13 protein-coding genes are annotated in these 14,111 nt (G+C 64.4%); 4 read left to right on the plus strand and 9 right to left on the minus strand.

What is annotated here, in order from left to right; all coding sequences use genetic code 11:
• Position 1: 1 nt before the first annotated feature.
• On the minus strand, positions 2–1,357 hold the full coding sequence (locus VHK65_14870) for a sugar ABC transporter substrate-binding protein (protein HVS07427.1): 1,356 nt from the start codon (positions 1,355–1,357) through the stop codon (positions 2–4).
• Between the two features lie 168 nt (positions 1,358–1,525).
• On the opposite strand from VHK65_14870, the gene ugpC reads away from it, so the two are divergent.
• Together ugpC and VHK65_14880 are read left to right on the plus strand one after the other, a co-directional pair.
• The gene (gene ugpC, locus VHK65_14875) at positions 1,526–2,680 is read left to right on the plus strand and encodes a sn-glycerol-3-phosphate ABC transporter ATP-binding protein UgpC (GenBank protein ID HVS07428.1); all 1,155 of its coding nucleotides are present in this window, start codon (positions 1,526–1,528) and stop codon (positions 2,678–2,680) included.
• Positions 2,681–2,683: 3 nt separating this feature from the next.
• A complete protein-coding gene (locus VHK65_14880; GenBank protein ID HVS07429.1) occupies positions 2,684–3,442 on the plus strand; it encodes an SDR family oxidoreductase in 759 nt (252 codons plus the stop codon).
• Between the two features lie 92 nt (positions 3,443–3,534).
• Here VHK65_14880 and VHK65_14885 read toward each other — a convergent pair whose 3' ends face one another.
• Complete coding sequence (locus VHK65_14885; protein ID HVS07430.1) at positions 3,535–4,617, minus strand: DUF2330 domain-containing protein; 1,083 nt, start codon at positions 4,615–4,617, stop codon at positions 3,535–3,537.
• A gap of 233 nt (positions 4,618–4,850) precedes the next feature.
• Between VHK65_14885 and VHK65_14890 the strand changes: the two genes are divergently transcribed.
• Positions 4,851–6,947, plus strand: a complete 2,097-nt coding sequence (locus VHK65_14890; protein ID HVS07431.1) for a histidine kinase — start codon at positions 4,851–4,853, stop codon at positions 6,945–6,947.
• Here VHK65_14890 and VHK65_14895 read toward each other — a convergent pair.
• The 3 genes from VHK65_14895 to VHK65_14905 form a co-directional block, all read right to left on the minus strand.
• Entirely contained in the window at positions 6,944–7,606 is a 663-nt protein-coding gene (locus VHK65_14895; protein HVS07432.1) for an MBL fold metallo-hydrolase, read from the minus strand. The two genes, VHK65_14890 and VHK65_14895, sit on opposite strands and share 4 nt — an antisense overlap.
• Before the next feature lie 51 nt (positions 7,607–7,657).
• Positions 7,658–8,185 carry a secondary thiamine-phosphate synthase enzyme YjbQ gene (locus VHK65_14900; protein ID HVS07433.1) on the minus strand — a complete coding sequence of 176 codons (528 nt, stop codon included), beginning with the start codon at positions 8,183–8,185 and terminating at the stop codon, positions 7,658–7,660.
• A 76-nt stretch (positions 8,186–8,261) separates the two neighbouring features.
• Complete coding sequence (locus tag VHK65_14905; GenBank protein HVS07434.1) at positions 8,262–8,552, minus strand: zinc-ribbon domain containing protein; 291 nt, start codon at positions 8,550–8,552, stop codon at positions 8,262–8,264.
• 159 nt (positions 8,553–8,711) lie between these two features.
• Between VHK65_14905 and VHK65_14910 the strand changes: the two genes are divergently transcribed.
• Complete coding sequence (locus VHK65_14910) at positions 8,712–9,089, plus strand: hypothetical protein (protein ID HVS07435.1); 378 nt, start codon at positions 8,712–8,714, stop codon at positions 9,087–9,089.
• Here VHK65_14910 and VHK65_14915 read toward each other — a convergent pair.
• The 4 genes from VHK65_14915 to VHK65_14930 form a co-directional block, all read right to left on the minus strand.
• Positions 9,049–10,263, minus strand: a complete 1,215-nt coding sequence (locus tag VHK65_14915) for a permease (GenBank protein ID HVS07436.1) — start codon at positions 10,261–10,263, stop codon at positions 9,049–9,051. The two genes, VHK65_14910 and VHK65_14915, sit on opposite strands and share 41 nt — an antisense overlap.
• Before the next feature lie 27 nt (positions 10,264–10,290).
• Positions 10,291–11,370 (minus strand): HoxN/HupN/NixA family nickel/cobalt transporter, encoded by a 1,080-nt coding sequence (locus tag VHK65_14920; protein HVS07437.1) that lies wholly within the window; start codon positions 11,368–11,370, stop codon positions 10,291–10,293.
• Positions 11,371–11,419: 49 nt separating this feature from the next.
• Entirely contained in the window at positions 11,420–11,731 is a 312-nt protein-coding gene (locus VHK65_14925; GenBank protein ID HVS07438.1) for a hypothetical protein, read from the minus strand.
• A 65-nt stretch (positions 11,732–11,796) separates the two neighbouring features.
• Positions 11,797–14,106, minus strand: coding sequence for a LuxR C-terminal-related transcriptional regulator (locus tag VHK65_14930; protein ID HVS07439.1), 2,310 nt, complete (start codon positions 14,104–14,106; stop codon positions 11,797–11,799).
• Positions 14,107–14,111: the final 5 nt, after the last annotated feature.

The raw sequence follows: 14,111 nt of genomic DNA on the forward strand, positions 1-14,111 counted from the left end.
GCTAGCCCCCGATGATCTGGGTTGCCTGCTGCTGCATGCCTTTCGCGGCATCCGCCGGGGTCGCCTTGTTCAGTGAGGCCTTCTCTTGCCAGTCGTCGATCGCCTTCGCTACCTCTTCCCACTGCGGGATGTTCGGCGGTGAATGCGCGTCCTTCAACTGGGCGCCGAAGACCTTCAGGTTGGGATCGGCCGTGAGCGCTGGGTCGCCCCAGGCATCCTGGCGCGATGGCAGATCTTTCAGTTCCTTGTACCAGCTGATCTGGGTGTCTTTTGACGTCATGAACTGGACAAACTTCCAGGCGGCGTCCTGGTTCTTGCTGTTCTTGAAGACGACCCAGTCGCTGCCGCCGACGAACGAGGTCGCCGACTTATCACCCTTGGGCATGGGCGCCACGGCCCACTTCGACTGGTCGAGGCCGGCCTTCGAGATCAGACCTGCCATCCAGGGCCCAGAAATGAACATCGGGTCGTCGCCCGCGACGAACGCCTGGATCAGATCGAACCCCTGCGGCTGCGAGCTCCGGGTGAGGCCCTTCTTGAAGAAGTCGCTGTAGAAGGTCAGGGCCTTGACCGCCTCAGGGCTGTCGAGGGTGAATTTGCCGTTCTTCATGATGTCGCCACCGGCCGACCAGATCAGCGGGATGAATTCCTGCCAGTCGTTGGTCTGCAGGTTGATGCCGTACTTGCTGCCGCCGGCCTTCAGCTTCTGCGCCATCGTCATCAGGTCGTCCCAGGTGGCGGGCGACGAGCTGACGCCGGCTTTATCGGCCAGGTCCTTGCGGTAGTAGATAACCCGGGTCTCGACGTACCAGGGCAGGCCATAGGCGGTCCCGTTCGCCGAGGCGGTGTCCATCCCTCCGGCAAAGAAATCACTCTTGTTGACGGACGACGGCAGAGTCGTGACCGCGTTGAGCTTGGTCAGCTCACCCATCCAGGTGGTCCCGATCATCGCGACGTCCGGAGTGGCGCGCCCGGCGATCGACGTGATCAGCTTGTCGTGGGCGGTGGTCCATGGCAGCGGCGTGATCTGGACCGTGAAATTCGGATTTTGGCTCTTGAAGGAGGCCATCGCCTGGCTGGCCGCCAGCTTGTCCCCTTCATCACCGTTGGCCCACACCTGCAGCGTCACCGGGCCGTTGACACTGGCACCGGTAGTGGGATTGTTGCCGCATGCGGCGGAGACCAATGCGAGCGCCAGGAGCGGGACGACACGGAACGCATGACCGAACGGTTTCATCTTTGCCAGGTACCTCCTTGTGGTTGGCAACCGCAACTCGAACGGACCAGGATCTCGGTCGGAAGCCCGTTCGAGCCTGGTTTCGTAGGCGTAGTCGGCGACGCTGTAGATCGTTGGCACTTCCCCAGAGTCTCCCCTGACCTGGTCGATGTCAGATCTATTATTGAAGCTAGCACAGCCATAGCAATACAGGGAAGCTCATATATCAAATGAAGAGATAGCTGAATCCTTACTTCTCGAACTTCGCTCTTGCGTATTTGGTGGGATCGTGGATAGACTGAGATCGCAATGGCAGGCGTCAGTTACGAACACGTGTACAAGCGATACCCCGGCAACGTCGTCATCAGCGACATGACCGCCGAGATCAAGGACAAGGAGTTTGTGGTCCTGGTCGGCCCCTCGGGTTCCGGCAAATCCACGGCCCTCCGGATGCTCGCCGGCCTGGAAGAGATCAGCGACGGCACGGTCAAGATCGGCGACCGGGTGGTCAACGACGTCGCCCCCAAGGACCGCGACATCGCGATGGTCTTCCAGTCGTATGCGCTCTACCCGCACATGACGGTCTACGACAACCTGTCGTTCGGGCTCAAGTTGCGCAAGACCCCGAAGACCGAGATCGACAAGCGCGTCCGCGACGCGGCCCAGATCCTTGGCCTCGAGCAGTACCTGGATCGCAAGCCCAAGGCGCTCTCCGGCGGCCAGCGGCAGCGCGTGGCCCTCGGCCGCGCCATCGTGCGCCAGCCACAGGTCTTCCTCATGGACGAGCCGCTTTCGAACCTCGACGCCAAGCTCCGGGTCCAGACCCGGGTGCAGATCCTCAAGCTGCACCAGCGGCTCCAGACAACTTTCATCTATGTGACGCATGATCAGGTCGAGGCGATGACCATGGGTGACCGGATCGTCGTGCTCAACAACGGCATCGTCCAGCAATTCGACACGCCGCAGACGCTCTACGAACACCCGGTGAACCTGTTCGTGGCGGGCTTCATCGGCAGCCCGGCGATGAATTTCCTGACGGTCAAAATCGGCGGCGACGGCCAGTCGATGCTGACGGGAGAGGGCTTCCAGATCCCGGTCGAAGAGCGGCTCCTTTCCGATGCCGGCGCGTCTCGCGGCCAGGAGGTCATCATGGGCGTGCGGCCCGAGGACTTGAAGGACGTTCGCTTCCCGGGGCGCGACGGCCTGCCGAAGATCAAGAGCAAGGTCGAGGTCGTGGAGAGCATGGGCAGCGAGATCTTCGTCTACCTGAACATCGGCGGCAAGACCCTGACGTCGCGCATGGACCCACGCAGCGGCGATATCCAGCCCGGGCAGAACGTCGAGGTCGCGGTCGATACGCACCACCTGCATCTCTTCGATTCCAAGACCGAGAAGGCCCTGGTCAGCCACGGCGCGCCTGCCGCGGAAGTCCCTGCGATCGCCGAAGCTCAGCCAGTCAGTTAGGCGTTGAATCTCGGTCTCGAGGGCCGGGTTGCTGCGGTCACCGGGGGCAGCCATGGGCTTGGCTACGCGATTGCCGCGAACCTGCTCGAAGAAGGCTGCCGGGTCGCGATTTGCGCCCGAGACGCAAGACGGCTGAATGACGCCGCCGTCGCCCTCGACGCCGGAGTCTTTGCGCAAGCCGCCGATGTCGCGAAACCAGGCCAGGCGGAAGACTTCATCGAGGCGGCCGCCAACCACTTCGGCAGCCTCGACATCCTGGTCCATAACGCCGGCGGCGGTGGCGGTGCCGGGCTCGAGGCCCCGGACGCCGAGTACTCGCTGAGTCTGGAGGTCAATGTCCTTGCCGGTCTGCGCGTGGCGCGGGCGGCGGTCCCCTTCATGCGGCGCCAGCGACGGGGCCGGATCATTTTCATCGCCTCCGTGTACGGCCGCGAGAGCGGCGGCCGGGCCGGCTACAACATGGCCAAGGCCGCCGAGATCAGCCTGGCGAAGGGACTATCCCGGGAGCTGGCGCAAGACAACATCCTGGTCAACAGCGTCGCGCCCGGCTCACTGATGTTCCCCGGTAGCACCTGGGAACGCCGCCAGCAAGCCGACCCCGAGGGGATCGCCGCCTTCACCAGGTCCGATCTGCCACTCGGCCGCTTCGGAAAGCCTGGAGAAGTCGCCGCCGCGGTGGCGTTCCTCGCCTCCGACCGGGCGAGCCTGGTCACGGGCGCCTGCTGGACGGTCGATGGCGGCCAGTCGCGCAGCAACATATAAAAGAGGCCGGCGGAGGGGAACCCGCCGGCCCGGCTTGCCCCCCGCCCCCCTCCCCGCATGCGGGGGAGGGCCAGGGTTGGAACTGGTTCGTTCTATGCCTTACGCGGCTTGAGGATCCAGAGCGCCGCGCCGATCACGATCGCGAGGATCATCAACGTCATCGCGGTGCCCATCGGAGCGGTCGGCGCGTCGAGCGCCCGGTCCGCGATCGCATTCCCATCGACGATCGCCATCGGCTTGGTGCCAAACGGCGCGACCTTCACGATGCCCATCGGCGTCACGCTCATGTCGTAGGTCACCTTGCTGTCGGGTGCATTCAGCGTCAGGTAGGTCAGCCAGCTGTCGCGGCGCACCCAGCCCATGTTCTTGTCGGTCGACAGATCCTGGTAAAGGCTGTCGGTCATCTTTTCCTGGAACTCGAGGCTGAAGCCCTCGGCGCCCTGCACCGTGGTGCCGACGCCGGAGGCGCCGATCAGTGCGCGCCACTCGCTGGTGTTGACCGGCTTGTCTGACAGGAGGTAGAGATCCGCCTGTACCTGTTGCCCGGCCGCCAGCACTTCAAACGGAATCCAGGGATGTGGGATCTTCATCGTGATCAGCACCGGTGCGCCGTCGCCGGAGATCAGGCGCTGCAACTTCGCGCGAGCGGCGTTGTACCTGGCTGCCATGAACACCGGGCTGCCCTTCGCGTACTGAATGACGTGGGCGCGGGTTTCTGCGTCGATGGCGAAGCCGTTCTGAGCCGCCCAGTCGAGCACAGCCTGACCGCTGCCGCGCAGCACGGTGATATCGAGCGCGCGGACCTTAACCTGTTGCAGTACCTCCGCAGAAGTAGTCGCCGACTGGGGCGCTGCCCCAAATCGCAAGTCCAGGCTGAACGGCTCGGGATGCGTCTCACGGAAGAGCCGCTGGAGCGTCCAGCCTCCACCCTCTTCGACTTTGTCGGGAACGGCCGGCAGCGGCACGATCCAGCCGAAGCTGTCCGCCTCGCCGGTGTAGCTGAAGCTGGTCATGTAGCGCTCGACGCCGTCATGCCATGCGACGAGCGTCGTCGCCCGTTCGAGCCGGATCGCGCCGTTCGGGGCGATCAGCCCACCGCAGGCGGCCGCCGGGAGCGCCTGCGTGAGAAAGACCGCCAGGGTCGCCGCCGCCGCGGGAACGAGCTTGTTTACCATCGGGTTTCCTCCTATTCCGTCCGCGGACGTTCACCATCCAGACGGGGACGCCAGGAGAAAGTTCCCGAAGCCTCAGGCCGACCCAGAGTTAGCGTTGTCTGTCGAAACGAATAATCAAGTTTGGTAGGTCGGCTGGATACCGGCCCTTAGCCGACGGGAACTAAAGCCAGCACCACCCGAGGACTGGCCAAAACACCCTTTTTCGCGGGCGAGCGATGCGGCAAAGTAAGGGTGTGGGCCTTGAGAAGGCATCCATCCCGATCGCTGCGTTCTCCTGGCTACTCTCCGCCACCCTCGCCATCACCGCAATAGCGTTCAGCCTCTCGACGCGAGCGACGTCTGTCAACGGCCTTTCCGTCCCTTCGCCGGCGCAAGCGATCATTATCTCGGCGGGAGCGCTCTCGTTTGCGACCGTCGGCGGCCTGATCCTTATCCTCCGCCCGAACCGGATCGGTTGGTTCATGGCGGTGGCCGGCGTGACCTTCCTGGTGGCCGACGACTGGGCGGTGCAGTATCTGGGGTACTCGGTCGCCAACCACCGAGGCTTGCCAGCGCTGGAGTGGGCCGGCTGGCTGAACGCGTGGGTGTGGATCCCGAATTTCAGCATCCTCCTCATCGCCCTCCCGCTCCTCTTCCCCAACGGTCGGCTGCCGTCCCATCGCTGGCGTCCGATCGCCGCCGCCTCCATCGGGTTGGTCATCGTGATGTCCGCCTTCGCCGCGCTGAGTCCCGACTTCGTCCACTACGACCGAATCGGGTTACACAATCCGCTCGCTGGCGGGATCTCAGCCCTATCGATGACGCGCGTCGGTTGGTTGATTCTCGGTTACCCACTGCTCGTGGCCTGCGCCGTCGCCGCCGCCGTCTCGCTCGTGATCCGCTACCGCGATGCCGATGCGGTCGTAAAGCAGCAGCTCAAGTGGGTGACCCTGTCAGTCGTTCTGATCGCGATTGCGATTCCGATCAGCGCCTTCAAAGAACCGTTCGTCCTCGCCTACGCGCCACAGATTGCGTTACTAACCTTGCCGCCCGCGATCGGCATCGCGGTCTTCCGCTACCGCCTCTACGACGTCGACCTCGTGGTCAGCCGGACACTCGTCTACGGCGCCGTCGCCGCCCTATTGACAGCCATCTACCTGCTGATCGTCGTCGGCATCGGCGCTCTAGTCGGTGGGACGGCGCAGCACAACCTGCTCCTCAGCGTCGTCGCGACGGCGCTCGTCGCGCTCGTGTTCCAACCAGTGCGCGAGCGGACACAGCGTCTCGCGAACCGCCTGGTGTACGGGCGGAGGTCGTCCCCCTACGAAGTCCTCGCCCAACTCAGCGATGAAGTCGGGCGGAGCGTAGCGACAGATCTACTCCTCGTCGGTATCGCCAGGGCCTGCATCGAGGGAACCGGCGCCGCAAGCGCTGAGGTGTGGCTTCGCCAGGGTCCGTCCATGACGATGGCAGCGGCGTGGCCCTCGGCGACCACAGGCCCGACTTCAGTCCCCGTCGCGGTCGACGCCGGCGACTTGTCGGCGCTCGGCGCCGATCGCGTCTTGCCAGTTCGGCAGGGATCGAACCTGGCGGGCGCTTTGGCCATTCACCTCCGACCGGGCCACGGGCTACGACCGCTCGAGGAAAAGGTTCTCGGTGATGTCGCGCAACAGGCGGCGCTGGTCTTCTCGAATCTCGACCTCAGCACGGAGCTGAGGCGTCGGCTGGAGGAGTTGCAGAGCAGCCGCCAGCGGCTCGTGCAGGCTCAGGACCAGGAACGCCGCCGACTCGAGCGCAATTTGCACGACGGCGCACAGCAGCACCTCGTGGCCCTCAAGGTCCAGGCTCGCTTGCTCAAAGCCACGATCGATCGCGATCCGGCTCGCGCGAAATCACTGGCCGACGAGCTGGCCGCTACGGCCGGGGACGCGTTGGACGAATTACGCGACCTCGCTCGAGGAATCTATCCACCGCTGCTGGCCGAGAGCGGGCTCGCCAGGGCACTGGAAGCGCAAAGCGCCAGGGCGACCGTGCCAGTCACGATCGATGCCGACGGCGTTGGGCGCCACCAACCCGAGATCGAGGCAGCGGTTTATTTCTCCTGCCTCGAAGCGCTCCAGAACGTACAGAAATACGCTGAGGCCCGGGCGGTTTCCGTCTTGCTGCGGATGAGCGGCGGGCGGCTGATGTTCCAGGTTCGCGACAACGGCAAAGGCTTCGACCCCGCCACGACCAAGCGCGGGGCCGGCCTGCAGAACATTCAGGACCGCCTCGATGCGCTCGGCGGCGGCATCGAGATCCGCTCGAGCCCCGGTGAGGGCACCCTGGTGAGCGGCTGGCTGCCGGTCTAGTGCGCCGCAGCCTCCGTTCGCTCGAAGGCGTTGACCGGCTTCATGATCTGGACCTTTACCGGCGCGGCTTCCTTCGCGAACTTCTCTCCGTCCGACGCCACCCCCACCACGAATCCATAGTGGTTGGGTACCGCCAGCTGGGGCCGGATCTTCTTTACCACCCCGGCAGCCTCTGAGGCGTTCATGACGTACGGGTCGCCACCGATGCAAATCAGGGCGACATCGGTCTTGATCTGCTCGATGTCAGGATTCGGATCACCATCACCCGAGAACCAGTAGCGGTGCCCGTCGAGGCTGAGAATGTACCCCACCCAGTTGTTGCTCTTCGGATGGGTCTGCAGCCGATGCTCGACGGTGCTGTACGCGGGCACGGTCTGGAACTTGATGCCGGCGACGTCCAACGACTCGCCCGGCTTGATCGCCTTGACGTTGCCACTCAGTTTGTCCGCGACGTCCGCAGGTGCGACGAACTGGGTCGTCTTCTTGCGAATCTTCTCGATGTCCTCCGGCTCGAAGTGATCCGCGTGTGCATGCGTGATGAAAATCACGTCCGCAGGCTCCTCCTGAGTCCTCAGCCCCCAGGGATCGATGTAGACCGTGATCCCCTCGCCCTTCCACTTGTAGGCGGATTGCTTGTACCAGGTGAACTTTTCGAGCATTCCGAACCTCCTTCTGCGGCGCGAAGCCCCCAGGAGTTCTAGGTTACCCGGTCAGGCGCCGAAGACCTGGATAACGAGTTGGCGGTCGCGCGGCCGGTCGAGCTCGAGCAGGAAGATGCGCTGCCAGCGACCCAGGTCGAGGTGTCCGTCGGCGACCGGAATGTTCTCGCTGGCACCGATCAGCAGGTGCTGGCAGTGTGAGTGGCCGTTGGCGCATTCCTCGGGGTCCATCTCCCCGGTGCGCCGGCCCAGGTCGTTGTGCTCGTAGGTGCCGGCCGTCGCCGAAAGCCGCTCCAGCAGCGCCCCCATGTCCTTCAGCAGCAGCGGCTCGTTTTCGTTGAGGACAACAGCGGCCGTCGTGTGCTTGGAGAACACCGAGACCCATCCTTGCGAGACGTTGGATCGGCGCACGACAGCAGCGACCTGTTCGGTCACGTCGACGAATTCACGAGCTGCGGTGGTGCGAAAGGCGAGCGTCTCCGCCCAGAGCGTCAGACCGCCGATCCGGCGGACTCGCGCGCCAGCGTGGTCGTCGGGATCGTCGAGCAAGCGAAACGCAGGGTTGGTGGCATTACCCACAGATCGATGCTGCGCTTGGAACGTTACGCGTGCCGTTACAAACGGACGGGGCCGTTACAGCGAGACGCCCGGGGCGTTACCGCCTCGTCGCGCGGACCTTGTCGAAGCAGTCGCTGCAGTAGACGGGGCGGCCCATGGTGGGCGTGAAGGGGACCTGGGCGGGCTTGCCGCACTCGGCGCAGACGACTTCGTGGAGCTCCTTGGCGCGACCGGTACCCCGAACGTTGCGGTTGATCGACCGGCAATCGGGACAGCGGGACGGCTCGTGCTGGAATCCCTTCGCGGTGTAGAACTGTTGCTCACCGACGGTGAAGATGAAGTTGAGACCACAGTCACGGCACGTCAAAGTCTTGTCGCTGAAGCTCACGGCGAATCTCCTTTGTCTTGTCTTTGGATCTCAGAGGTTTCGCCGGAGCGATCCGTAGCCCTCGACCCAACTTTCCCGGGCGCGATTATAGCAAGCGCCAAGACCTTTTTGGCGATAGCCAAAGGACTGGCCCGCTCGATCAGGCAGTATTCTGCAGCCGTGGCCCCGACGCTGTTCCTCGTCGAGGACGAACTCATGTTCGCGCAGCGCCTCCGAGCGGCTGCCGGGCGGCTCGGAATTCCGCTCCAGGCGGTCAGTCCGTCCGAGGCGCGAACCCGTGCCTGGGACCGTGACCAGGTGGTTGTCCTGCAGGCCACGCTGAGACCAGAACAGCAGCTCGAGCTGATCGATCATCTAACAGGGCGCGACCCGGCCCCGGTCGTGATCGCGGTCACCGGCCACCTGGAGACCGAGCTGCGTCAGCGGCTCAAGGCGCGAGGTGTCATCCTGGCTGCCCACTCCGGGATGGATCGCGTGCTGGCCCGCGCACTCGGCGTCAGTGTCCCGGGTGATGCGGCGCCGCGTCCCCGGACGTGAGCTCGCCGCCCTCATGCCCGGAATGATCGTGATGGGCGTGCGCCTCCGCCGGCATCTCCATCATCCGTAACATCTCGAGCCCGCCGGTTCGGAGAAACCGCCAGCCAAGCACAGCCATCACGACCAGAAAAATCACGTTCAATACCGTGGTGTAGTTCAGCGTCGGACCGCTCTGTAGCGCGATCACCGCATGGTGCGCCGGAACAATACCCAGCATCTTGAACAGCAGGCCAATCAGCAGTCCACCAAGCGCCATCGCCGCGTAAGAGACACCGAGCAGATAGAGCGCCATGCGACGGCCGTAGTACTTCCGGTAGATGTTGAGGATGGGGATGATGATCAGGTCGGCGAAGATGAAGGCGATCACGCCGCCGAAACTGATGCCGCCGTTCCATAAGACCGCGGCCAGGGGCACGTTGCCGACCGAGCAGACAAAGCTCAGCAACGAGATCACCGGACCGATGAGCGGACCCCAGATCTCGGAGAGGACCGGATGGCCGGTCAGGAAGAATCCCTGCCAGAAGCTGTTCGGCACCCAGACGGCCAGCGCCCCGGCGATCAACAGGCCGAGTCCAATGTCGGTCCAGACCGAGGTCACGTCCATCCAGAAGTTGTGGCTGATCGCGGTGAATGCCCGACCACTTACGAGGCGGCGGAGGAAGGGTCCCTCGGTGATCGCCATGTCCATCGCGGCGTGGCCTTCCATGCGGCCACGCAAGCCACGCTCGGCATGCCGCCGCGCCTCCTCGACCATAGGGTGGCGCAGGGTCCAGCGAAAGAGCAGCGCTAGGATCACGATCATCAGGATGCCGCCCGCGAATTCGGCACCGAGGAAGGGCCAGCCCAGGAGGATCAGCAGAATCAGGCCGAGTTCAAAAACCAGGTTGGTCGAGGCGAACTCGAACACGATGGCCGCGGGGAAACTTGCCCCTTTGAGGAAGAGCGAACGAGCGATCGCCACGGCGGCATAGGAACACGACGAGGACGCCGCACCGAACAGGGTGGCGAATCCGAGGCTGCGCGGAGAGTCCGAGCCGAGGGTGCGGGCGACGGCCTTGCGTGAGACCAGGGTCTGGACGACGGACGACAGGATGAAACCCAGTGCCAGGGGCCATAAGACCTCCCAGAGCATGTCGAAGGCCGAGTTAAGCGCTGACAGGATGGCCTGCATCATGATCGCAGCGTAATGGCTGGACCTAGGCTAGTGGCGGAGTCCCGCCGACCATCGTTCCTCGACGTGTAGGCCGCGGTAGATCAACAGGGCGGCGGCCCAGGTGACGATGAAGGCACCGACGATGACGAAGCCCATGACACCGAGGTCCATCCCGCGGATCGCATCCCAGGCTCCACCGCGCAGGTTGAGTTGCTGCACGAGCACCTGGCTCAGCTCGAAGAGACCAACGAAGAGCGCGACAAAAACCGAGAGCGCCGTGATCGTCAAGTTATAGAAAACCTTGCGCACCGGGTTCGAAAAGGCCCACCCATATGCCTGGGACATGAAGGCGCCGTCGGCGGTATCCATCAACGACATCCCCGCGGCGAAGATCAGTGGCAGCGAGACCAGGGCGTAGAGCGGAATGTGCTGAGCCGCGGCGCCGGCCGAAATCGCCAGAAAAGAAATCTCGGAGGCGGTATCGAAGCCCAGCCCGAAGAGGAAACCGACCAGGTACATCTGCCAGCTGTGGGTGATCAACTTGAAGAGCCGGCCGAAGAGTCGCGTCAACAGGCCACCGGCGATCAACTGATGCTCGAGGGATTCGCGGTCATACGCGCCGGCCCTCATCCGCCGGAACAAGCGAACGATGTCGAGCAGGATGATCAGGTTCAGGATCCCGATCAGCACCAGGAAGATGCCCGACACACTGGTGCCGATCAGACCACCGACGTTCTTCAGCTGGCCGTTGGCGCTGACGACGTTGGTGACCACGAATTGGGTGGCGAAGCCGAGCGCAAGCGCGATCAAGAACACGACCGTCGAGTGACCGAGCGAGAAGAAGAACCCGACGCCGAGCGGCTTCTTTCCTTCCTGGAGGAGCTTGCGCGTCGTGTTGTCGATCGCCGAGATGTGATCGGCGTCGAACGCGTGGCGTAGGCCGTACGCGTAGGCCAGGCCCCCCAGGCCGAGCATCACGGGAAAGCGCGGCGCGACCAGGAGCAGCATGATGCCCCACCCAGCCAGGTGCAGCAGGGCGACGCTGCCGAAGAGGCCGGTCAGTCGCCAGGAGACGGAGGTCATCGAGGTCGTCCGCCAGCTTCGAAAAACCGCGCGCGCCGTCGCCATCCGAGCACCAACTATATCTTATTGCGAATCGTTCGCAATAGCGAACCCGTTACGGTTCCATCACGATCGCAGGGCCCGGATTCTCCAGATCAGGTCCCATATCGGGCGGTCCCAGGACCGTCGTGATCTCACCGATCCGGCCGGACGGAAGAAGAGCGGTACTCATCAAATAGCGGACCGCGTCAGCGGTTGGTGCTTCCACCGTGCAGACGAGCCGTCCATCGTCGCGCCCGACCGAGGCGGTCACGACCCGCGCGATGTTGGCGAGGCGGTCGTTCGCCGACTTGAGCACGCGGGCGACACGGGCGACTTCCGACCGGCCAACGCCCGGGAGCCGGATTTCGACGATGTAATGCGGCATGTCCCGATCATTGCTCACCGACGACTGAGGAACATCGGCGAAAGCACGCACTGGGTACGTAGTGGTCACGCGTCATGGAGTACCCAATTCGCGATCTGAACCCGGGAATTGATGCCGAGCTTGTTGAGGATGTTGGAGATGTGTGTTTCGACGGTGCGTTCCGATAGAAAGAGCCGAGACGCGATCGCTTTGTTGCTAAGACCCTCAGCGACCATTTGAGCGACCTGTTGCTCGCGCCTGGCCAGGGGACTGGCGGCTACTTCGGCGCTGGCACGGTCCTCCCCGGCGCGCTCTTTCTTCTCGCCCAGGGCGTAAGCGATGGCGGCCGTCCGGCTCATTCGTTGACCGGCCTCCACCTCCGCTGCGAACGCCGGCCCACCGAGGACCGCGATCGCCGACTCGCGCGCCTGCGCGAGGAGTGGCACCAGCAAGCCGCTGAGTTGAACGCCACTCTCTGTACGCACGGTCTCGGCGGCCCCGATCAGCCGCGCCGCGCGTTGCGCGTCTCGCGTCGCCGCCGCCTGGCAGCCGAGGCCAAGGAGGAGCGAGAACATGGCTACGCGGTCGTCGAGATCCCGCGCAATCTTCACGGCCTCCTCGAGAGCTGGCTTGGCGTCGGTGGCGCGATCGCCTAAGAGGCTGGTGAAACCGACATTCATCAGGTTGAAATCCAACATGTAGAGATCGCCACGCTCGCGGCAGGATCGCGCCGCGTCGAGGAAGACCGCGTGCGCCCGCTCCATCTCACCTGATGCAAGCGCGTTGAACCCTTCGGCGAAGGTGGCGGCGGCGGTGGCGTCAGGATCACCCAACGCGCCGGCCATGCGGAGGGCCTCCCCGAGTATCGACGTGGCCGCCGGGACATCGCCCTCCAGATCGCGAACGATGGCCGTCACGGCCAAAACGCGCACCAGCATTGTCGAATTGCCGGCCTCACGTGCCTTGATTTCGGCATCCGCGAGGATGGGCCGGGCGCTCGCCGGATCCACCTGCAACATCGCCAGGAAGCCACGCGAAAAGAGCGCCTGGGCGAGCGGCTCTGGGTCACCGGCTCGATGTGCGAGGAATGTATCCAGCCAGTGGACGCCCTCGCTGGCAGCCCGGGTCGACCAGTACCAGCCCAGGGAGCCGACGATCGAGATGCCAAGCGCGTACTGGCCGGCGCGGAGGCAGTACTGAAGTGCGGCGCGGATGTTGTCAACTTCTTGATCGGCCCACTCGAGCCATTCGCGGAGCCTGAGCGACTCGGCCCCAACGCGGGCTCGGCGGCCCATCTCGGCGTAGAAAGCGACAAAGGCGTCCCGTACCTCGTCCTCTGCCCCTCCCTCCCGAAGCTTGAGCAAGGCGTACTCCCGCATCGTTTCGTGTAGCCGGTATCGAGCCGCCTCACTCGAGCCAGCCCTGGTCACGAACGATTTATCCACGAGTCCGGCGAGGAGGTCTACGGCGGCATCCCGAACAGCGTCAGTCGCACAGACCGCCTCAACCGCTTCGAGCCCAAAGTCTCCCGCGAACACCGCCAAGCGCTGAAGCATGCGCCGTTCAGGTTCAGTCAAGAAGTCGTAACTCCAGTCGATCGTCGCCCGCAGCGTTTGCTGGCGAGGACGCGCAGCACGGCTGCCGCCGGTCAGGAGGGCGAAGCGGTTGGTCAGCCTTGCCAAGAGTTGTTCCACGCCGAGCGTCCTCAGTCGCACGGCGGCCAGTTCGAGGGCCAGCGGCATGCCGTCGAGATGGCGGCAGATCTCGATGAGGGCCCCTTGATTTTGCTCGGTGATCTGGAGGTCGGCGCCGGCGACGGTCGCTCGTTCGAGCAGGAGGGCGATCGCTTCCGATTGGGCAAGGCGTTCGCGTGACTTGCCGTCTTCGCTTGTCGGCAGGGCGAGTGGGGGAACGGTGATCACCTGCTCACCCGCGATGCCGAGCGGCTGCCGGCTCGTCGCCAGAAGGCGAACGCCGGGCGCCTCCTTGAGGATGACGTCGGCGAGAACCGCCACCGGATCGAGCAGGTGCTCACAGTTGTCGAGGACGAGCACGGCCTCGCGCGATGAGAGATACGCGATCAGCAACGACGTCGGCCACTGCCCCGATTGGTCAAGGAGACCGAGCGCGGTCATCACCGCTTTGGGCACGAGCTGCGCGTCCCCAAGACCGGCCAGGTCGATGAAGAAAGCGCCGTCACGGGCCGTTCGCCGCAATTCAGCCGCGGCGCGCAGGCCGAGCCGGGTCTTGCCCACGCCGCCTGGCCCGACAAGCGTGACCAGCCGAGTCTTCCCGAAGGCGGCCTTGACCTCGGTCAGCAGCCGGCGCCGTCCGATAAAGCTGGTCAGCTCGACCGGCAGGTTCCCGATCGAGCTGACGCGTTCGGCGATCGCCATCGCGT

This window comes from Candidatus Dormiibacterota bacterium (genome assembly GCA_035544955.1).
Classification (GTDB): Bacteria; Chloroflexota; Dormibacteria; order CF-121; family CF-121; genus CF-13.

What these genes read in the sequence shown, in the direction of transcription:
- ugpC (HVS07428.1), top strand. Translation starts at nt 1,526, where the DNA reads ATGGCAGGCGTCAGTTACGAACACGTGTACAAGCGATACCCCGGCAAC.
- VHK65_14895 (HVS07432.1), bottom strand. Translation starts at nt 7,606, where the DNA reads ATGCTCGAAAAGTTCACCTGGTACAAGCAATCCGCCTACAAGTGGAAG.
- VHK65_14915 (HVS07436.1), bottom strand. Translation starts at nt 10,263, where the DNA reads ATGATGCAGGCCATCCTGTCAGCGCTTAACTCGGCCTTCGACATGCTC.
- VHK65_14930 (HVS07439.1), bottom strand. Translation starts at nt 14,106, where the DNA reads ATGGCGATCGCCGAACGCGTCAGCTCGATCGGGAACCTGCCGGTCGAG.
- VHK65_14885 (HVS07430.1), bottom strand. Translation starts at nt 4,617, where the DNA reads ATGGTAAACAAGCTCGTTCCCGCGGCGGCGGCGACCCTGGCGGTCTTT.
- VHK65_14925 (HVS07438.1), bottom strand. Translation starts at nt 11,731, where the DNA reads ATGCCGCATTACATCGTCGAAATCCGGCTCCCGGGCGTTGGCCGGTCG.
- VHK65_14920 (HVS07437.1), bottom strand. Translation starts at nt 11,370, where the DNA reads ATGGCGACGGCGCGCGCGGTTTTTCGAAGCTGGCGGACGACCTCGATG.